This window comes from Arthrobacter sp. SLBN-122, from assembly GCF_006715165.1.
Taxonomy (GTDB): domain Bacteria; phylum Actinomycetota; class Actinomycetes; order Actinomycetales; family Micrococcaceae; genus Arthrobacter.
The window spans coordinates 3028387-3049640 of record NZ_VFMS01000001.1 but is presented as its reverse complement, the minus strand read 5'-3'; the positions used below and the strand labels follow the sequence as shown (position 1 = coordinate 3049640).

Annotated in this window: 15 protein-coding genes; 9 read left to right on the top strand and 6 right to left on the bottom strand. The window is 62.7% G+C overall.

Annotation, left to right across the window (positions count from 1 at the left end):
- Positions 1-36: 36 nt before the first annotated feature.
- The gene (locus FBY36_RS14175) at positions 37-1368 is read right to left on the bottom strand and encodes a hypothetical protein (protein WP_142120362.1); all 1332 of its coding nucleotides are present in this window, start codon (positions 1366-1368) and stop codon (positions 37-39) included.
- A 144-nt stretch (positions 1369-1512) separates the two neighbouring features.
- Here FBY36_RS14175 and FBY36_RS14170 point away from each other — a divergent pair, with 144 nt between their 5' ends.
- From FBY36_RS14170 to FBY36_RS14130, 9 genes are all read left to right on the top strand, one after another.
- Entirely contained in the window at positions 1513-1776 is a 264-nt protein-coding gene (locus FBY36_RS14170; protein WP_142120360.1) for a hypothetical protein, read from the top strand.
- A 192-nt stretch (positions 1777-1968) separates the two neighbouring features.
- Positions 1969-2682, top strand: a complete 714-nt coding sequence (locus FBY36_RS14165; protein ID WP_142120358.1) for a hypothetical protein — start codon at positions 1969-1971, stop codon at positions 2680-2682.
- 166 nt (positions 2683-2848) lie between these two features.
- Positions 2849-3412: a hypothetical protein gene (locus FBY36_RS14160; RefSeq protein WP_142120356.1), complete on the top strand. Its 564-nt coding sequence runs from the start codon at positions 2849-2851 to the stop codon at positions 3410-3412.
- A gap of 107 nt (positions 3413-3519) precedes the next feature.
- Complete coding sequence (locus FBY36_RS14155; protein ID WP_142120354.1) at positions 3520-5205, top strand: nuclease-related domain-containing DEAD/DEAH box helicase; 1686 nt, start codon at positions 3520-3522, stop codon at positions 5203-5205.
- A gap of 78 nt (positions 5206-5283) precedes the next feature.
- Complete coding sequence (locus FBY36_RS14150) at positions 5284-7833, top strand: sigma-70 family RNA polymerase sigma factor (protein ID WP_160141892.1); 2550 nt, start codon at positions 5284-5286, stop codon at positions 7831-7833.
- Positions 7833-8420, top strand: a complete 588-nt coding sequence (locus FBY36_RS14145; protein WP_235008842.1) for a hypothetical protein — start codon at positions 7833-7835, stop codon at positions 8418-8420. Before FBY36_RS14150 ends, FBY36_RS14145 begins: the two co-directional genes overlap by 1 nt.
- The gene (locus FBY36_RS14140) at positions 8420-9013 is read left to right on the top strand and encodes a hypothetical protein (RefSeq protein ID WP_235008841.1); all 594 of its coding nucleotides are present in this window, start codon (positions 8420-8422) and stop codon (positions 9011-9013) included. The genes FBY36_RS14145 and FBY36_RS14140 overlap by 1 nt, the downstream gene beginning before the upstream one ends.
- 72 nt (positions 9014-9085) lie before the next feature.
- Complete coding sequence (locus FBY36_RS14135; protein ID WP_142120347.1) at positions 9086-11728, top strand: PD-(D/E)XK nuclease family protein; 2643 nt, start codon at positions 9086-9088, stop codon at positions 11726-11728.
- A complete protein-coding gene (locus FBY36_RS14130; RefSeq protein ID WP_142120345.1) occupies positions 11725-14958 on the top strand; it encodes a UvrD-helicase domain-containing protein in 3234 nt (1077 codons plus the stop codon). The genes FBY36_RS14135 and FBY36_RS14130 overlap by 4 nt, the downstream gene beginning before the upstream one ends.
- A 439-nt stretch (positions 14959-15397) precedes the next feature.
- On the opposite strand, the gene FBY36_RS20860 is transcribed toward FBY36_RS14130, so the two are convergent.
- The 5 genes from FBY36_RS20860 to FBY36_RS14105 all read right to left on the bottom strand — a co-directional run bounded on the left by FBY36_RS20860 (position 15398) and on the right by FBY36_RS14105 (position 21219).
- Positions 15398-16522 (bottom strand): EcsC family protein, encoded by a 1125-nt coding sequence (locus FBY36_RS20860; protein WP_142120343.1) that lies wholly within the window; start codon positions 16520-16522, stop codon positions 15398-15400.
- 365 nt (positions 16523-16887) lie between these two features.
- Positions 16888-17724 (bottom strand): hypothetical protein, encoded by an 837-nt coding sequence (locus FBY36_RS14120; RefSeq protein WP_142120341.1) that lies wholly within the window; start codon positions 17722-17724, stop codon positions 16888-16890.
- A gap of 428 nt (positions 17725-18152) precedes the next feature.
- Positions 18153-18932, bottom strand: coding sequence for a carbon-nitrogen hydrolase family protein (locus FBY36_RS14115; RefSeq protein ID WP_142120339.1), 780 nt, complete (start codon positions 18930-18932; stop codon positions 18153-18155).
- A 48-nt stretch (positions 18933-18980) separates the two neighbouring features.
- Positions 18981-20330, bottom strand: coding sequence for an APC family permease (locus tag FBY36_RS14110; RefSeq protein WP_142120337.1), 1350 nt, complete (start codon positions 20328-20330; stop codon positions 18981-18983).
- Positions 20331-20340: 10 nt separating this feature from the next.
- The gene (locus tag FBY36_RS14105; protein ID WP_142120335.1) at positions 20341-21219 is read right to left on the bottom strand and encodes a carbon-nitrogen hydrolase family protein; all 879 of its coding nucleotides are present in this window, start codon (positions 21217-21219) and stop codon (positions 20341-20343) included.
- Positions 21220-21254 lie beyond the last annotated feature (35 nt).

Genomic DNA, 21254 nt, shown 5'->3' with positions numbered 1-21254 from the left:
GAAAGAAAGAAAATGCATTAGCGTCGGGACTGATTGCTACACCCTTGTTACCTCGAGCGTGATAGCCGGAAGTCCTGGTGCAGCAAAGTACAGGGGTGCTTCATCCGAGCCTGGAGCGGAACCGTACGGGGCCAGCTGTAACTGGGCTGCACTGGTCCACAGCAAGCCAACGTCAGCTGATTGCGACTGTAAATCGGCTGCAGTGCCTACAATCAGCGAGACATTAGTTTGACTGGCCGTCTGGGCAAGAAACCCGATCAGGGTTTCCACGGCCTTAGCTGATTCCTCAACTTCAGGCTGGTCTGCAGTTTCTTTTGTAAGGACATCAAGATCGTCAACGAAGATGGCGATGGGGCGTGCCAGGTCCGCAGGGATCCGTAAGTCCCTGACGTCTTTAGTGCCTAGTTCTCGGCACGCATCCATGCGCGGGAAAACTTGATCGCAAACGAGCCGCAGGAGTTCTCGCCCCTGCACGACTCCCGTGGACATAGTCTCCCGATGGTGTCGCCAATTGGCGCTGGGAGCGGAATCCGGGGCTGACGCGGCGACCCAGGTCAACACACAAGACTCCTGCGCAGCCTTGGCCATCGCTGCAATCAATTGCGACCTGTCGGAACGTGATCCGCCGCGTACCACTAGGTTTTGTGCCCAAGCTGTCGAGAAGCTGGCCCCTTCAATACCGATTGGCAGCTCCAAAAACGCATCCTCCGTGGACCTGCCGCCGGAGCCTACAAGAGGGCTGAAGAACGTCGACGGAGACCCGAAGGGCCCTTCATAGATGGCCGTGGACCCAGGAATGACAGCGTGCTGCAGATCGCCGAGCAGATACTGGGTGGAATTCGTCTGACCGCAGCCGCTGAACTGGATCCGGTGGGCACCGTTCAAGCCTTCCACCAGAAGCATGGAGACATCCAAGTCGCGACCGGCCAGCACCAAGGAAGCACCTCCTTGAGGCGGGGAAGCGATCAGATGGTTGAGCTTCTCGGCAAGTAGGGATGAGTATGAATGGGCATCTGCTTGGAGTGACTCAGCGCCGTTGACGATGACCGTTGTACCGCGCCTATCCTCATGCATTCCCCCAAAGATCTCGCCGACCTTCATACAGGCTTCCCCCATGGATCTGGAAAGTGTCCTCATGCCTTCCAACATCCAGCTGTAGTCACCTTCAACGAGGTCGATGACGTGTGTCGCACTCGTGCGGCAAGACTGGCTGATGATCTCGTCGAAATATGTTCTCCCCGCCGTGGCTGGAGCTTGACCACGGATCAGCAGAACACCTCCGCCTGCTGGCCATTGGCCAGCCGCATCACCGAGGTGGAGACGACGGCCGTCAGGCAGCGTCCCGAGCATTATGGGGCGGTCATCCATGGGTAAATCTCCGATCGCGGGTGAGGACTGGAAGAAAGTGTATTGCCGGGAACCGGCACTGCCTCACAACCATTGTCGGACCTCGTATTCATAATGCCCTCAAGGCCTCGCAAAGATGCCGCGGAATATTCAGGAGGAACCAAAATGGCGGACGGATATGAAGTCTTTGGTACGGGGCACAACAAACTGGTTTTCAGACACCAACGACTGAATGCGAAGCAAGTCGCACAAGTGATGGTCGGGCTTCGTTCACTTCATTTGAGTGGTGCCGAGGAGGCGCGAATGGTGCTGCTGAAAGCATGTGGCCGGCGCGTCACGCTGGTTACGGAATTGTATGACGTGGAACTTCACAAGGTGCTTGCCTACATTGCGAAAGAAAAGCGACGCCGCCGTCCGAGCGGAGCCTGACCGCGCGTGCGCGGAGCCATCCATTCTGATTCGCCTGGAGCTAAGAGACATCGCAACGCTTGTATACGCCGACACACGTGTCAGCAGCTTCAACTGAGGCTGGCCTGAGCAAAACCAGTATGCGGAGAGTTGCTCACGGCAAGAGTCTTCCTGCGCGGCGCTTTGGCCTCGAACTATGTGAGCAAACGCGCCATGTACGGACTGCCACAGCCGGACCTTCATAATGACAAACTGATCAAGTTCATCAAGATCCTCCATGACACACTCTTTACCGCCGGTTACCTTGCCATCGCCGTGCTTGCCTCGGCAATTAGCTACTTTGGGAATCAAGCCCTGGGGCTTGGAATTCTCATAGCCGCGACCGCGCTGTTAGTTATGCTCCTCCTACTGTCGGCGGTGGTGAATCGCCGACATAAGCGGGCGCTCGAGACAGCTCAAGCCTCCCAGGCTTCCGACCGGACCAAGACTTACAGCGCGCATGCCTCGGAAACCTACGAGCACGATGCCCGCACCGTATGGTCACTGATCCGACCGGCTGAGAGCGCAGTTCTCCTTTCCGACGCGGTGAAGGCCTTCACAGTCCCCGGCACCCCTTCCGGGGTGGGAGAACAACAGTGCTTCATAAGCCGCGACGGCTCCGTCTCCATTATCGAAGTCATTGGCGAGGAAAGCCCTCGGTGGGCAACTACGCGTCCCATTGCCCAAAGCGAGGTAAACAGCCGCTCAACCTACCGGCTGGAACCGACGTCCTCTGGATGTACACTCACCGTTGGAACCGTCTTCGAGGTCCCGGCGAACACCGAGTTTGCCGGGAATCCAGATGAGTGGTGGGACGCCCAAATGCGGCCTTACTTGTCCCGGATCAAGGAAGTACTCTCATCGGGGTCAAACCCGCAGCGTGCATAACGAAAGTACCGCGTCCGCCGAAGGCCATGAGCTGGACCATCCGGACGTCTCCCGGACAGTTCTATCCGCCCAACTTAGTCACATTGAATCGGCCCCTTCGGGGCGGACCAAACTCTGCGGCCAACGGCCGCAGTTCTTACACTGCATTAGGAAGATGGAACGTGCTATGGAAATGCTGAGTGGTGTCAGCGTCGATACATTCAAGAATCTCGTATGGCTCGCTGCTTTTATTGTCGGCGGTTTGTTTGTCATCGGCAGCCCAGTGTCTTCTCCACTGAGAATAACCGCGAGGGCGGTTAGTGCCCTGCTTGCGGCAACGGTGTCATTCGCTGCCGCCAATCTGGCAGTGGTGTTTTATATCCTTGCGCACCTCACGGATCAGCGCTGGTCTGTCGGGAAGGACCCAAAACTGGACAGTCCCCAGCTGTCTGCCGGGCCGTTCTTCCAGCCGGTCACCGATACATTGAATGACATCCTGGGCAGCCTGACGGGAAGTCTGAACAACGTCATCGGATTGAAGAACGCGTTCCTGACCATGCCGGATTTCATCATTGCGGCGGGCTGGGCTTTCCTGTTGCTGTTGCCGCTGGTGATCGCAGTTCGAATCATTGCCTGGTTCATCGAAAAAGAGCAGGTTCGGCAGATTGACCGGAACACGCGCGACCTGGCTGATATCCGCGCCCAGTTTGGACTTTCCGCTTTCAAGGACACCGCCAAGTCGCGCTCCTGACATAGGGAAGTTTGACCTGTCCGTGTCGCCATGGTGAATCAGTCCCGCCCAGCTAACGTTGGAACAGCGCAAAACCGGGGAGCCGGTTCGTTAATATGGGGGCAGCAATGAGGTGCATTCCGGAAGAACCGGAGTTCGGTGAGGGACACCACGCGGAGAAGGCCGTCTGGACTGCCCTGCGGAGCAGCCTCCCCGACGACTGCGTCCTGGCCCACTCGGTCCACGTCCGCGACGGCCGGAACGAATATGAAATTGACCTGCTGGTCCTCTGGCCCAACGTTGGCATGGCTGCGATCGAGGTCAAGGGCGGCCAGGTCAGCATCACGGACGGGCAGTGGTACCAGTCGGACCGCACCCAGAGACGCAAGATCCAAAGCCCCGTGGCGCAATCCCAGAGCGCACTCCACGCTCTCAAGAACTGGCTGGAGAACCAGCTCGGTACGCGCCTGAGCAGCCGCTGCGTCTACATGGTCAGCCTCCCCTACACCGGCGTGCCGCGGGACTGGACCATGGCAGGTTGCCCGCGGTCGCTCATTCTCGACCAGACCGACAGCAAATCCCCCGCCGACCTCGTCCGCCAGGCCATCGAAAACGAAGGCGGCGGAGCCTCCCCACTGGCGCCGGCCTTCCTGGAACGCATCGTCCGCAAGCTGGGCGGAAACCTGGACACCGCCGTCGTGCCTTCAACCACCTCGCAGGAGGACGAAGCAGCACAGGACCACCTCACCGAGCGCCAGTCCGTGCTGCTCCAGGCGACCCGGTCACTCCCCCGGATCCGCTTCACCGGCGGCGCCGGCAGCGGAAAGACGTGGCTCGCCGTCGAAAAGGCCCGCATGCTCAGCAAACAGGGCAAACGCGTCGGCCTCTTCTGCTACAACAAAGGCTTGGGGCAATACCTTCAGGACAGGGTGGCGACGTGGCGCCAAGCGAAGCCGGTGTTCACGGGCGAGTTCCACGAGTACGTGCGCGGGATTGGCGTTCCCGACGGGCAGGGGCAGGACTACTTCGACGTGGAGATGCCCCGCCTCCTGAAGGAACTCGCCGCTGAGATGGGACCGCAGGAACGCCTGGACGCTGTGATTGTTGATGAAGCGCAGGACTTTGCGCCGCTCTGGTGGGACGCGCTGCTCGCCTGCACCACAGACCCCTCCGCTGGCGAGGTGTACGCCTTCATGGATGACCGGCAGGACGTCTACCAGCGCTGGGGAGGCGCGACGGCGGACCTTACCAATGGGCCGATGGCCACGTTCGTGCCCATCCACATTGACGACAACCTCCGCAACACCCGCAAGATCGCCGACACGTTCAAGCCCTTCGCCGGCGAATATTTCACGCCCCGGGGCAGCACCGGCCTGCCAGTACGGTTCGTGGACTGCCCGACCGAGGACGCGCTCGAGGTCGCCGGAGACTGCGTGGACGCGCTGATCGAGGAAGGCTGGGCCAACAACCAGATCGCGCTCCTCACCACCAAGGACCGCCACCCGATCCACCTGGACTACTTCAAGCGCGGCGCCACGGAAGAGTACTGGCGGGACTTCCACGCCAACGACGGCGAGTTCTACGGCCATGTGCTGGGCTTCAAGGGCTTGGAACGGTCCGTTGTTGTCCTTTGCGTCAACGGATTCAAGGACATGGGCAGGGCCCGGGAACAGCTATATGTCGGATTGTCGCGGGCCCGGAGCCTGCTGGTGGTTGTAGGTGATTCCGGGCTGCTGGAGGAGGCAGGCGGCCGCGAACTTAAGCTCGCGCTGTCGCATACGCAGGCGTGGAGACCGGTGCTGTCCGGCGAGTAGTGGCGGCGCTCACCTAAATTGTCAGCGCCTCCGCATACTCTTCAGGCACCAGATCAGAACCGTCCAATGGGGGATGAAATGCCAGAATTAGCCGACGCCGGGCCACACCCGATTGCGACGCTTCCGCAGGTGCCCGTCCCGGCTGCGCCCCCGACGGTGCCAGCCGCCTACGACTACGCCTTCCTCTATCCCTGGCAGCAGGAAGCCCTGAAGGCATGGCACTCGAACGCCCGCCGCGGCGTTGTGGAAGCCGTCACCGGTTCAGGTAAGACACGCGTGGGGATTGCAGCGGCTTTCGAGGCAGTCCGGCAGGGCATCAAGGTCCTGATCCTGGTTCCCACAGCCGAGCTGCAGCGCCAGTGGCTGGTGTCCCTGCGCCGCGACCTTCCGGCTGCGCGGCGTGGTGCCCTTGGCGATGGGCGCTCCGATTCCCTTGACGACGTCGACATCCTCGTGGCCATCGTTCATTCGGCGTCCAACCGGGAAACGCTGCGTTCGCACAAGGCCGGCCTGATTATTGCTGACGAGTGCCATCGCTACGCGGCACCAATGTTCGCCGGTGCCCTGCAGGAAGGGTACGCCTGGCGCCTTGGGCTGACTGCTACCTTCGAGCGGGCCGACGGTGAACATGAGAACCTTCTGACGCCCTACTTCGGTGGCGTCATCTACAACCTCTGGTACGACCGGGCACTGAAAGACCAGGTTATTGCGCCCTTCGACATCGCGTTGGTTGGCGTTGACCTGGTGTCCTCGGAGCAGGCGGCCTACGACGAGTTCTCTGCTGTGATGGTGGAGGCGGCACGGAATCTTGAGTCCTACGCCGGCATCCCGCGGCGGCCGTTTCCGCAGTTCATTGCCGCTGTGGCTGCTCTCGCGGCCTCTGATTCGTCCAGCCGCGAAGCAACCATTGCGCGGAAGTATATGCGTGCCATGTCCTCGCGTCTCACCCTTCTGGCTGCGGCCAAGACGAAATACCTGGCGCTGGCAGCCCTGAAGGAGACTGTCGACCAATCCCGCGGAACGCTGGTCTTTACCCAAACCCAGGAGTCCGCACGCCGGGCGCAGGAGCTGTACACGGCTCTGGGCTCGAAGGCCTCGGCAGTGTTCAGTGGCATGACCAAGGACGACCGACGGCAGGGCATGGAAGACTTCCGTACCGGCACATCGCAGATTCTGGCCGCGCCGCGGCTCCTCGACGAAGGCATTGACGTGCCCGAGGCCGACCTCGGGATCATCGTTGCCGCCAACCGCAGCCAGCGGCAGATGGTGCAGCGGCTTGGCCGCGTCATCCGCAAGAAGGCGGACGGGGGGCCCGGCCGCTTGGTTGTCCTCTATTCCAAGCGCACCGTGGAAGACCCGGACGTCCAGGGCGAGGAATTCCTCGGCAAGGTGCTGCCTTTCGCACGGAACGTTGAATTCTTCGACATCAAGTCCGACCTGGACGGGCTACAGGAGTTCCTCCGCCAGGCCGAACTTGAGGAGCCTTCGGCGCCCGAGCCCGGTGAGCCGACGGCGGCGGGCACGCCCGGAAACGGCGTTGGACCAGAAGTCGGCAGACCCGGAACGCCAGAACCGGTGATGGTGCAACCTCCAGTGGAGGACGACGAGGGCACGCCGACGTCATTCGATCTTGGGGATACTGGCTGGCTGGAGGAACTTCAGGGGCTCAAGGGGTTTAGCGACGACGGAGTCTCGGACTACCTGCAGCGTGCCGGCCGCGCTGCCCTGTTGACAGCCGAACAGGAGGTGGAGCTCGCCAAGGACATCGAGGCGGGGCTTTACGCCGCGCACCTGCTGGCCGATGGCACTCCCCGGGGCCGCAAGGAATCCCGGGAGCTGCGCGCCATTGCTTTGCTGGGTGAGCGTGCCTCCGACGCCCTGCTGGAGGCGAATCTCCGTCTGGTCATATCCATCGCCAAGAAGTACGTGTTCCACGGCATGGACCTGCTTGATCTGATCCAGGAAGGGAACATCGGCCTCCACCGGGCAGTCTGCAAGTTCGACTACACCCTTGGCAACAAGTTCTCCACGTACGCAACGTGGTGGATCCGGCAGGCCGTCACTCGGGCATTGGCCGACAAAGCCCGGGTCATCCGGCTCCCGGTCCATATGGTGGAGCAGATCAATAAAGTGAAGTCTGTTCAAAGCGACGCGTTCCGCAGGGGCGTTGAGTACACCGTTGCCGAGCTCGGCAAACACACGGATCAGTCGGCCGAAAAGGTGGTGCATCTTCTGCTCCTCGACAAGCCCGTGCTTTCGCTGGACTATCTCGTTTCGGACGGTAAGAGCGGCCTGGAGCCGCTGTCCGACCAACTCCTCGATCCCTGCCACGTGGATGTTCTTGACCAGATCGCCCAGCAACAGCTGAAGGCCCAAGTGCATGCGGTCTTGGATACGCTGACCGAGCGGGAGGCTGGCGTCATCGCTATGCGCTTTGGGATTGACGACGGCGAGGAGAAGACCCTCGATGCCATCGGCAGGGCCTACGGCGTAACCCGCGAGCGCATCCGCCAGATCGAGTCGAAGACCATGGCGCTGCTCAGAGAACCAGAACGATGCCAGTCCCTACGCGAATACAACTATGACGCCGTCGACGGATCCACAAGCACCGAGGCAGGTGCAGCATGATGGCGGAGCCACGAAAACTGCCGTGGCCGACCAAAAGTGCGGCGCCGGTGGACAACTACGAGGAATTCATTGGCCGTCTTGATGCCGCCAGTGCCAAACTCAAGGCCCGGCGCAACACCCTGAACGAAATTGTTGAAATCTTGGCTCGGCTGATGAGGCAGAACACCACAGGTCTTCAGCTCTGGGAGCAGCGGCTTCACGTGTGCGAGGAGCTGCAGGCAGGTACCGCTGGAAAGTCCACACGGAGAACTGCCCTGGTTGAGCTCCATGCGGTTGCGCTCAAGATGGAGCCCCTGTTTAGAAACCGGGTGCAGCGGGTCGATGTTCGATTAGCCGCCGTCCGGGCGCGCTGGGACGAAATCAACAGCGCCCTCCAGGCGCTGGAGAAGAGCAGGACCAAGCTGACGTCATCCCGGATGCTCTCGCAGGAGCGCGAGAACCTGAGCCGGGCGATCGGCGAACTCAGCGGAACGGCGGACGTGCCTGGAGTGGTCAATCCGGACCCGGGCCTGCGCAGCGATCTCCAGGACGCACGGCACGCCATCATCCTGGCCGAGGCCCTGCTCGAAGCGAAACGGGAGAAATGATGCCAAAATTCCAGCCGGAGTCGCGCGTCCTCAGAGCTTTTACGTCCGAACAGTGGAGCGGCAAGCCGGCAAAGGACGCCGGAAACATGTTCGTCGGATGCGCTGTCATCGGCGCAGTGCTGTGCCTGGTCCTGATGATTTTCATTCCCGGGCTCAGGAGCGGCGGGGCTTTCACTCTCTTTACCGGGGTATTCGCCCTTGTCTTCACCGCACTGGCAATCAAAGGTAAGGCCTCCGCCGAGCGCAGGTTCCTGGAGGGACTGACAGGCACGGTCAACGACATAATCGCGGGGCTGACAGGAAATATTGCCGACCAGTTGTCGGCGAAGCAGTTCAGGTCGCTGATCGAAACCGGCAAACCCCTTCCCCTCCTCGTCAATGGTGTTCCCGGGCTAGAGCTTGTGTCGATCAGGGAGCAATCGCCTGCGCAGGAGCGGAATGCCGTCATCAAGCGCGTGGACAACGTTGTCTGGACGACGCGCATCGCCATCACCGCCACCCCTCCCGACTACGGAATAACGAGCTTTGACCGCTTGCTTGCCGCAGCCACAGAATCTGGTGGGGACAGCAGCGCGCAGAATAGGGCACGGTAGGCCGATGGCACGACCGCACGGACCCTGCCATACCGTAGTACAAAGCCAGCAGACAAAAACTTTGGGGCAACAATGATCGTTGAGTTCGGATGGCTTCTGGACCGAGCCCCGTGGGCTTACACCGAACCTGGCTTGAACCGCGTGCGGGTAGGCCGCAAGGGATTCACCACCCTGCTGCAGACACGGCTGGGCATTACCCGCCCCGAAACCCCGCACGCCGAGCGCATCGGCCAGTACCTCCAGCGACTGCAGTCCATAGACACACCGGCCGAATGGTTCCATGCCTCGCTCCAAGTGGATCCATGGTCCACCGCCCGGGAGCTCCTCGACGGCCGGGACGACGCCGTCAGCAACGGCTGGGACGGCACGCTGCCCGAAAACGGTCCCGACGTCACGGGTCCTTCACCGTTGCTTCGCACACTTGCTGCCGCGGAACATGCCGCAGGATATTTGGCCCCCTCGCTTGCGGACGACACCCTGGAACTGCTTGACGCCCTCGACACTCCCCTGCCGCTCGGGATCGACCAGCTGATCCTCCAGCACCCCGAGACATCCTTCCCCGCAATCTGGCAACGCATTATCGCCAGACTTCGCGGGCACGGCGTCCAAGTCAGCGATGCGACTCAGGCAACTGTCCAGCCGCGCCTGACAATTCTCACAGCCGAAACAGAGTGGGAGGCCGCCGAGCAGGCAGCCCGCTGGCTTTCCAACGGATACAACGCCAGAACAGCTGTGGTGTGCTCGGACAGCACCTCCGTCCTTGACCAGTACCTTGCCGGGCATGGACTGCCCCGCCTGGGTGTGGGCGCCCGCTCCCCGTGGCGGGTACAGGACCAGCTAATTCCCCTCTTCTTCGAGCTCATCTGGGCCCCGGCCGACGTACGGCTCCTGGCTGAGTTCCTGTCGCTCCCCGGCAGCCCGGTCAAGCGACGGGCAGCGCACCACCTCCTGCAGGCTCTCCAACAGGCACCCGGCACAGGCGGCGCCGCCTGGAAGGAGGCCATTCGGAAGATCGCCGACGACGAACAGCTAGGTCATGATCTGGCCGCCATCCTCGACCGTACGTTCAACGCCGGCCTGATCAGCGGGGACAGCGCCAGCGGAGCCGACCTGGCGGGGAGCGCGGTGTGGTTCGCCGGCCGGCTGCGGGCCCGCGCCGCCGTCGACCCCGTTTTCCAGGCCACGTCCACCCAACTGCAGCGGATTCTGGAGCTCGTCGCGCCCCTCCCGTCGGTTTCCCGCCGTGAGCTGCGGCGCATCATCTCCGCCGTGGTGACGCCAACGTCCAGCCCCTTAGTCGCCGCGGAAGCCAGTCCTTGGCTCCGGCTCAACCATCTGCACGAACTCGGTGGAAACGTCGAGAACGTGCTGTGGTGGGGCTTCCGCAGTGGATCCACGGCTCCGGGGCGGCGCTGGGACGCGCACGATGTCGAGACCCTTGCCAGGGTGGGTGTCCACCTGCCGTCACCGGAAGGCCTTGCGGCGCTTTCGGCCGGGCAGACGCTCGCAGCCGCCGGCCGGTGCCGAAACCTGGTCATCATCCAGGCCCAGCAGATCAATGGCGAGCGGAGCGAAAGCAATCCGCTCCTGGAGGCACTGGCCGCCGCCCAGCCCCCGCGCCCGGAAGAGGGAACTGCGAAGTCATTGTCCGAGCGCATCGCCCTACTGAGCGCGACGCCGGCCGAGCTCACCGGCCCCGACGGCCGCTGGCGGTTCGCCGGGCGGAGCGCCCAACTGGTTCCCGTGGACCGGAACCTGCCCGTTCCGCCCCCGCCTGTCCACGAAGTTGGCCCGAATCCCTCGCTACGACCGGAGCGGCTGTCCTTCAGCCAGCTAACGACGCTGCTCGGCTGTTCCCTTGCCTGGGTGCTGCAGAAGAAGTCACAGCTGCACGTTGCCGACGCCGCCGGCATCCCCATGGACAACCAAATGCTCGGGAGCTTCGCGCACAAGGTGGTGGAGGTCCTCCACCACCGCCTTCGCCCCGGGAATCGCGCAGTTCCAGACGAAACAGAGATCCGGCTGACCGTCGACGAACTGATTCCCCACTACGCCTCGGAACTGCTGCTGCCGGGCCAGTTGCGCCGCCGTTCCGCCGTCACCGCCACCCTCGTGGCCTCGATCGGAACTTTCTTCAGACAGCTCTCAAGGGGCGGCATAACGCTCCAGGACGTCGAGCGGGAATTCGGAAAAGACGTACGTCTGTCCGCCGACGGCGAGGTATTCAAGGTCCACGTGAAGGGCAGCGCAGACGCCGTGGGCATCGACGCGGAAGGCCGCACCGTCGTCGTCGACCTCAAATGGACCAACAACGCGAAGTACCGCCGCGAGGAAATCCAGCAGGGCACCGCGCTCCAGCTAGCGCTCTACCAGTGGGCCCTCCATTCCGGGGACACCCCGCCCGATGACCCGACGGCGTTCTATCTGCTGAAACAGGGCGCTTTCGCGTCGGCCCATCCGCACTTCGGAACGCCCCTGCCCCGGGCGGTTGAGCCCGCGCTGCTTTGGACACAGGCTGTGGCGGCCGCCGAATTCACTGTTGAAGAGGTGCTCGCGGGCCGGATCACCGCAGCCCAGCCGGCCGACGACGCCCGCACGGCAGACGCGCCTGACCGCGCCCAGGTGGACGCCGACGCTGGCAGGCACCACATAAAGCCGCCTTGCCGTTTCTGCGATTACGGTGTGCTCTGCGGATTGAAGGGGGACTTTTCATGAACCTGCTGGACAACGTCACCATGGTCTCGGCGAGTGCCGGGACCGGCAAAACGTTCCATCTCACCCAGGTCATCGCCGAGAAGATCGAGGACGGATTGCCTGCCGACGCCGTGATGGCGACAACCTTCACCAAGAAGGCGGCCGGTGAGCTGAAGGAGCGCATCGGGGCGCGGCTTCTGGACCAGTCGGGCTCAGCCTCCTCGTCTGGAGAGCTCCAGCTGGCCGAGTCGTTGCAGCTCGCGGCGCAGCAACTGCCGGCGAGCCTTATCGGGACCGTGAACAGCGTCTGCGGAAAACTGCTTCAGGAGCATGCCATCGATGCAGGGCTCTCCCCGGCACTTGAAGTGATCGGAGAGGAGCAACTCCACGGGATCTTCCACCTGGCCACAGACACCATCCTCGCTGAGCACGGAGCCGATATCCTGCCCATCGCCCGCAGGATGGGCACTGACGGAAACGGAGCCCGGGACGCCCAGCCGTGGGAAGAGACTGTTCGCGCGATCGTAGACGCCGCGCGCACCAACCTCCTTGATGCCGACGATCTGGCTGCCTGCGCCGAGCAGTCCTGGCGCGGGCTCCGGGAACTGCTGGACGAGCCGGGCCAGGACGACCGGCAGGTCTGGCACCGGGAGTTCATCGAGCGGCGGATCCACCTCGATACCGTTGCAAGGACGGGAATCGGCCCGGACGGAAAAGCCGCGAAAATCACCACGAAGGCTTTCTGCGAGCAGTACCCCAAGGTGATCCAGAAGCTCGACCAGGCGGTCAACGTCGATGACACACCGTGGGAGATCTGGCGCGGTTTCATCGCGTCCGCCCCTGCCGCACCGATCAAGTCGATCTTCTGGGACCTGCGGGAACGCATTCATGAGGGACTTCTCTCCAACCCGGCGTTCCACTCCGACTTGGAGCAATACATCCGGCGCATCTTTGCCTGTGCCAACGAATGCCTCCTGACCTACGCCCAGTTCAAGCGGCTTCACGGACTCATGGACTTCGTGGACCAGGAGACCCTCGTCCTCCAGCTCGCCCGGAACAGCGAGGCCTTCCGCGCGTCGTTTGGCCGGCGCATCAGCTTCCTTGTTGTCGACGAATTCCAGGACACGAGCCCGCTGCAGCTGGAACTCTTCCTCCAGCTCAGCAGCCTGGTGAAAGAGGCCGTGTGGGTGGGCGATCCGAAGCAGTCGATTTACGAATTCCGCGGCACCGACCCGGACCTGATGCAGGCGGTCGTTGACCGCGTGCCAACAAGACAGCAGCTTTCACAGTCCTGGCGGTCCCACCAGGCCGTCGTCGAGCTGTCCAACGCGGTCTTCGAGCCCGTGTTCGCCCAGCACGGCATGGCTTACGACACCGTGCACCTCGAGCTGCCGGAGGATCACAAAGACTGGTCACCCGGCAGCCTCGAGGCCTGGACACGTCCGCAAAGCAACGACGGCGAGCGCTTGCGTGCCACGGCGGCCGGCGTTGCTGAGTTCCTGGCGCGCCGCACAGAGTTCCGCCCGGGAGACGTTGCTGTGTTGACCCGGTCCAACGCCGATGTCGAGGCGCTCTCCGCGGCCCTTGACGGCCTGGGTATCCGGGCAAGCCGCAATCCGCGCAAGCTTGCCGACGCCCGTGAAATCCAGTTGGCCCGCGCAGGCATGGCGTATGTGGCGGACGGCTACGACACGGTGGCACTCACCGAGATTGTGGCCCTCCACCCCGGCCATTCTGCGAACCTGACATGGCAGCGGGAACTGCTGTCCGCCGTCGACCCCGCACCGGTGCTGGACCGCTGGAGAACGGAACCATTGCTGACAGCGTTGGATGCGCTGCGCACGCAGGCCAAGACGGCCACGCCGACCGAAATCTTCGAAGCGGTGGTCGGGGCGCTGGACCTTCCGCGGCTGATCAAGTCCTGGTCCGCGCCGGCGACACGGCTACGCAATCTCGACGCCCTCCGCGGCGCCCTTGAGGACTACTACGAGCGTTGCCTGGCGCTCCGCTCGCCCGCCACCTTGCGGGGATTCCTGACATTCTTCGGTTCGGAGCAGCAGCAGTCGGCTGAGAACGCCGGCCCGGACGTCGTCAACGTCCTCACCTACCACAAAGCCAAGGGGCTGGAGTGGCCCGTGGTGGTCATGGAGGCGCTAGACAAGGACCTGCGCTTCGCGGCGTTCGGTGCCGCCGTGGAACAGGACGGAACGCTTGATCTTGAGCAGCCCCTCGCCGGACGCTGGATCCGCTTCTGGCCCAGCCCTTTCCCCTATTCGGGCTCACCGCTGGATGCCCGCGGCAAGGAGAGCCAGGTGGCCTTGAACGCCGAGGAGCGCGAGCGGCGGAACATGGCACGGCTGATGTACGTCGGAATGACCCGGGCCGTGGAGACCAATGTGCTGACGGGCAAGGGAAACGTCCCCGGCCTGCTGAACAATCTCGGCGTCGAATCCCTTCTGTCCTGGTCTGCAGCCGGGGAACCCGAAGCCCGGGACCCCGGGGCGGACCTGTTCGAGGACCCGGAGTCGCCAGGCGCCTCGGGGACCTTGAACGTTGCCGGCGGCGGCGTCTTTCCGGCCCGGGTTGCGACACTCGAACCGGCGGAGCAGACTGCGGCCGTACCCGCAGGGGCCGCGCAGTTCACCGACGCGCCGAGTCAAGTACCCCCCGTCGCGTATCTTCCGGCGCGTCTGACCGCCAGCTCCGAGGGTTCGGACGGGGACAAGACAACCGTGTTCCTGGCTGCGGAACTGGGCTCCCGTCTGGCAGGGCATGGTGCAGACGAATGGGGAGCCGTGGGCAGCGCCGTCCATGCCTACCTCGGTACGGCATACGGCGCCCTCGACTCCGGGCAGCAGCTTGACCTTGCAGAACGAATCATTGGGCGTTGGAAGATCGGACATCTGGTCGGCCCTGAGCTCCTCGTGACATCAGGAACCCGCTTCGAAGAGCACTTGAATGCAGAGTTCCCCGGCTGGATCCGGCACCGTGAGGCCGCCATCGGCTGGCGGCCGGAGAACAGGGTGATGGAGGGGTGGATTGACCTTCTGCTTGAGGGGCCGGAGGGATATGTGCTTGTGGATCACAAGACGTATCCGGGCAGCGATCCCGAAGGCCATATTCGGGAAATGTACCTTGGACAAATGGCTGCCTACCGCGGCGCTGTTCTCGCTGCGACGGGAAAACCGGTGTTGCGGACCCTGATCCACTTCCCGGCGCTTGGAAATGTCTACGAGGTCAGTGAGACCTAGCCCCGAGTACAATCACCACCAGCGGTGGCCGCACTCGGCGTCCTGACAAGCCCATTGCGGGACGCCAAGTTCTGTCTTACCGGACCCTAGGTAATAGCGCTCTTCAGTGAGTACGACGCAGCCGGCAAATACCGTTCTCGGATGCTCCTCCTTGGCATCGGGCATCACCATGCCATACATGATGCGCCAAGCTTCATGCCCGCAAACCGGACACTTCCTCGTCACAGCTCTTTTCCTTGTCGCGCCCTCTTTAGCCATACGAGCAATATGAAGGCTGGCGTGGACATTTCCCCGACTTACAAAAAGTTCTTATCGCCAAGCGTTTTTTGTAACCAGCCGGTCCGTTTCACACTGTCACTGTTGTGTGGCCCAGCTTTGAGGTCGGCGTCCACGGCCTGGACCGATCTGCACCACACTCCTTCGGGCGGAGACGCCAAGATCAGTGCAGGTCGGGGCCGCCCGCCTCGACGATCTCACCGAGCACGCTGATAGGTTCGTCGGAGTCGTCTAGGCCGGATTGGTCGTCATAAGGAAGCCATCCTTGTGCTTCCCCCTCTTCAAGGTGCGGGTACTTTTCAAGGAGAAACCGCCGACGGTACGCGATATTGGCGGCGTCAAAGATCCCTTCCAAAGTGGTCCAGTTAAGGGTCCCGCCCACGAGAATTCCTGCGACGGGGACAACCTTGCCGAGCCCCTGCTTCGTGAGGCGAACGCCGAAGGCCTTCGCGAATTGCTTCGAGACCTGAGAGACGATCGATCTATCCAGAATTTCCCACGTCTTTTTGCGGACAAGAGCTTGGGTGAGGCGTGACATGTCGGCCAGTGCGGCAGACTTCGCACCGGCGGACACAGCCGTTCCGGCATTGACGACAGACATGATAAAGAGCTTTTCAGCAGGTTCTTCCGGATCGTAGCCGTAGTGCAACGACACTTCGCCGACGCAGCGGGACCCGAGTGCCAGAACTAATGCGGCGTCGCCAACGAAGGCGCCGGCGATTACGGCGCCCGAAGGTGCTGCCGAGGCACCACCAGTGAGGGGGACTGCAAGTTCCCCGCCGGAGATCGCCAGCCCTGCACCGGCTCCAGAAAGCGCAGCAGCAAGTGGATATCCCCAGCTCGCCCCTCGTCCACGAACAGCGTCGATCTGCTCGAGGTCCAGACGTCGCAGGTCGGAAAGGTTACTGACGGCATGCTTTCGCTTCTTGTGCTTCGCTACCACTTGCTTTGGTGAGAGTCCTGCCCTTGAGACCCTCGCCACCGATTTGCGCATCGATGTAAATGCAGCGCCGCTCCAATCGGAAATTCCGTCCGGAATGGCCTCGGCCGCTTTTCGAGCCCCGGTGCCGAGCGCGTGAGCTCCCTTGGAAACGAGCTCCTGTCCCCGAACAACGGTAGCTTGAGCTCCTGGCCTTTCCTCCAAATACTGCGTGGCGCGCTCACCGATCTTCTCAGCGCCGATGGCCACCTGCTCGCCCGCATTTCGTATCGCCTGTGAGAGCGGTCGGCCTTTGAACCGCTGGATGTTGTGCCATGCTTCGAGCTCGTACGCCGATGGTTCAGTCATGCCGCAATTATGCCTTCACCCAGAACCCAATCCCGTTCGACACGATCACGAACGGAGCTGGTAACGACGGGCTCGACGTGTCGGCAGTACCTTCCATACGTTGTCTTTGCCCGGCCAAGTCAGTGAAAGGTCAAATCGCATCGGTGTCGAAGCCCAAAAGGCGCCAGAGCGCTGCGCGAACTGCTTTCCGCACCGTTCGCAGCCGGTGATCAGCCGAACCGCGTTCTTCCGCGCTCGAGCACCAAAGGGATCAGCGGACGTCGCTGTCTCGGACCCATTCAGCAGAGCACGTTGTATTTCGCAAGAGTGGTAGTGCTGCTCGTCGACGTCAGTGCGATGTCGCGATACGGCGCGACGAGGCCGTTCTACTTTCCAAAGTTGCCAATGGCATCGATAACTTCCTTTGTCGTTGTCATGGCCAATCCGAAATTCTTCACGTAACGCGTCGCTCGCGCCAGGAGTCCTTCGAGCCGAAGTTCGTCTGGCTGGTCTGCTTGAACTTCGTCCTCCATGGAATCGGCAAGTTCGTTTATTTGCTGCCTTACTTCTCGTGTTGGCGCACTTACAGCATCCAGACGCAACGCTTTTATCAGCTCGACGAACTCACCCATAGGTAGGCTCCGATGCTCTTGGGATACATTCCGGACAGTCTGTTTTCCGTTCCCGCCGGCCTGATTTGCTGAGACGTTGCCCCCGCCGCTATTGATAATGTTGGTGCGATCATGACTGTCCGATTTCAAAGTAATTCTCATCCTTTCTATAACGAGATTCTTAGCACTAACCCCATCGTGAACCATTCGTAACCAATCTCGGTCGCTAAGAATTAACGAAGATGCTGGAATGCAGAAAGCATAGTTGACAGCTCTGTCGAACAAGTTCGCGAACGCATTGCCGCTACTGGGAGGAGTAGAAACTATGTGCTCAGTGAGTAGCGGTTCGATTACCATCGTTCTTTGATATCCGCGGTATCCGGTTCCTCTCCAGAAGGGAAGCGTGTTTACGACTGTTCTCTGATTGGCGCTTGCGGCTGTTATAGCATCAAGAAACTCCGAACGAAGGGACAGGGCTTCGTCGGGTTCGATCTCCGCCCGCGCTCTACTCATGAGTCGTGAATGGTTCCAACGCGCAAAGATGATTGCGGATGCGATAACAAGCAACAGGATTACGCAAGCTATGACAGCTTGAAATTGCGTATCAGACATACAGAGTTCCTACTCGTTCTACGAGTACAGAATGAGCACCGCACTCTACAACCGCTGGGGATGGCACTAGCCTCCCACAATTTTCGGATAGTCGCCGGGGTCGGAGAGTGCCATGAGCAAATTTGTCTTATTTGTGATCATGACGTAGCTCGCCAGCTGCCCTGACTCCGGATCCGGTTTCTGGTGGCCCCTACGATCTCCAATCCCTTCCCCAGTTGATGAACAGACTCTGGCCGCGGCATGACGCTCCGCTAGCGGGTCCATCGCGGCGTTGTCGGCAAGCCTGTTTTTGGCGACGATAACCGTAAGCGCTGGCTAGCCAGTGATTCGTCTTCCCGCCGGAAACGGCCGCCCTCAGAAGACGTCAGCGACCAAGTTCACCGGCACCAGTCGATAGCGGCCCTCCCTGAGCATTCGTACTGCCGGCCTTAAAGCCGCCGCTGCCGGAACATCGGGAACGACTCCCGCACCCGGTCCACCGCCTCCAGCGACACCTCCACCGCCCGCACACCTGCCACCACCCCCAGGTCAGCCTCGATAACCCCCATCGGGTCCACCAGCACACTTCGTCCCACGGACACCGGCGGTGCCTGGCACACCCCCACCACATACACGCTGTTCTCGATCGCCCGGGCGGCGTTCAAGGCCAGCCACTGCTCAGTCTTGTGCTCGCCCGGCACCCAGGACGAACAGACGAGCAGCACCTGAGCGCCGGCGTCGGCCAACGACCTGGCCAGCTCCGGGAACCGTAGGTCGTAGCAGGTCATCAGCCCGAACCGCACTCCCCCGTGCTCGAACACCACCGGCTCCGTGGACGGGCCGGGCTTGATAAACGTGGATTCCCCGAAGCCCTGCGCGTCGAAAAGGTGGATCTTCCGGTAGGAAGCCAGCCGGCCGCCGTCGGGCCCGAACGCCACCAGCGTGTTGTACGCCTTGTCCGGCTCCTCCGAGGTTTCCACCACGCCCGCCACCAGCGCGATGCGGTGGCGGCGGGCAATAGCGGCAAGCTCCCGGCAGACAGGCCCGTCCAGCGGCTCGGCCACCGCCGGGAACGTGGCGTCCACCTTCTTCTTCTCATAGGTGGCGTACTCCGGGAAAGCGGCAAGCGCGGCGCCGTCGCGCGCTGCCTCGGCGGCGAACCGGTCGATCGCGGCGAGGTTGGCCCGGATGTCGGCACCCGACTTCAGCTGCCCCAGCGCTATCCTCACAAGCGTTCCTTCCCCGGCCCCAACGGGCCACACAACAAGCAAACAGGCTCAGGCGGCCGCCTCGACCGTCGCCTTCTCGGTGGCCGTCATCTCCGGCGGCGCGGCCTTGAAGCCCCGGGTTATCAGGGCCAGGACCACTATGCCCAAAGCAAGCCAGGACAATCCCAGCGTAATGGCGTTGCTGTCCAGCTGGGAGAGCAGGTAGGCGCAGATGATGGCGCCGACCACCGGGACCACCACGTAGGACACGGGGTTCAGCTGCTGCCCGGCCCGGCGCTGGCGCAAGTAGTGGAACACCACCGAGGCGTTCACCAGCGTGAAGGCGGTGAAGGCACCGAAGTTGATGAACGACGTCGACGTGGCCACGTCCAGGAACAGCGCGATCAGGCCGATGATGCCGGTGATGACCAGGTTCGCCACCGGGGTGTGGTACTTCTCACTGAGCCTGCCGAAGACGGCCTTGGGCAGCACCGAGTCGCGGCCCATGGCGTACATCAGCCGGGAGGCGCTGGCCTGCGCGGCAAGGCCGGAGGCGAACTGCGCCACCACCAGGCCGGCCAGGAACACGGCACCGAACAGCTCCCCGCCGATCTGCAGGGCGATCGAGCTGGCCGCGGACGCCGAGTCCTCGAACACGCCACCAGGGTGCACCAGCTGGGTCACGTAGGACACGGCCACGAAGATGCCGCCGCCGATCAGCGCCACGAGCATGATGGCGCGCGGCACGGTCCGGCGCGGGTCGATGGTTTCCTCGGTGAGGGTGGTGACGGCGTCGAACCCCAGGAAGGAGTAGGCGGCGATGGCCGCGCCCGCGGAGATGGTCGCGAAGCTGGACGTGTCGTTGAAGAGCGGCTCCCCGCTGGCCAGTCCCCCGGCCCCGTTGGCGGACACCACGTTGCCGATGGCCAGCGCCACGAAGAACACGAGAACCAGCAGCTGGAAGGCCATCAGCACGTAGTTGGCCTTGTCCGCCACCTTGATGCCCAGGATGTTCAGCAGCGTGGTGATGACGATGAAGCCCACGATCCAGACGCCGATGGGGATGCCGGCGAACTGGGCGGTCAGGTAGGAACCGCCGATGAGCCAGATGACCATGGGCAGGAAGAGGTAGTCAAGCAGGACGGCCCAGCCCACCAGGAAGCCAACCCGGGGATCGATGGAGCGGCGGACGTACGTGTAGGCGGAGCCGGCCACGGGGTAGGCGATGGCCATCCGGCCGTAGCTGTGTGCGGTGAACAGCATGGCTACCAGCGCCACGAGGTATGCGGCGGGCGCGGCGCCGCCGGTGGTCTCGGCAATGATGCCGAAGATCCCCAGGACGATGATCGGCGTCAGGTACGCCAGCCCGAACAGGACCAGCGACGGCAGCTTCAGCGTGCGGGTGAGGGTTGTTGTCACGGTGGTTTCCTTACGGCTTGTAGGACGGCGGTGTCCAGGTGGCCGGATTGATCCGGCCTTGGTAGACGGAAAGTTCGACGGCGGGCTCCCCCTCGCGAAACTGGGACCAGGGGCGGTTGAGGTTCTCCGTGCCGTGCGTGCGGACATGCTCGACGGCGGCCAGGTCCAGTTCCGCGGTGAGCAGCACCGGTTCAGCGTCCGGGGCCTCGGCGAGGGTGTTGCCCTCCGGGTCCACGATGATGCTCTGGCCCTTGCCGGTGGGGCCGGCGCAATTGACGCTGACCATGAACACCTGGTTGACGATCGCGTTGGCCTTGGCGAGGATTAGCTCCTGCCTGCGGTCCGGCGTGGTGGTTTTGACGACGTTGAGGATCACCTCGGCGCCCATCCAGGCGAGCTGGCGGGACACTTCCGGGTACCAGGCGTCGTAGCAGATGTTCAGGCCTAGCCTGCCGATGCCGCGCAGGTCCACCGTGGTGAACCGGTCGCCGGGATCGTAGGGCTCGAACGGGCGCCACGGGAAGATCTTCCTGTAGTAGCCCGCGAGCTCCCCCTCCGGCGACAGGACCAGCTGGGTGTTGAACAGCTGGCCTTCGGGGCCGCGTTCGCAGACGCTGCCGGGGACCAGCCAGATGTTGAGGTCCCTGGCGAGCTGCTTGAGCTCTGTGACCCGTGGCCCGTCCAGCGGTTCGGCGCTGGCCTGGAGCATTTCGGCGCGCTGCAGGTCCGGGTCTTCGTCGCCGAAGAGGTGCAGCTCGGGGAAGATTACCAGCTTGCTGTGCGGCTGGGCTTCGAGGGCTGCTTTGACCTCGTCGGCGAAGGCCGAGACAGGTTCGCCGATGAGCCGGGGCCTTGCCTGGGCCGCGACGAGGGGAAGGATGCGTTGCATGGGTTTTTCTCCGCTGTGGGGTGTGATCCGGGTTA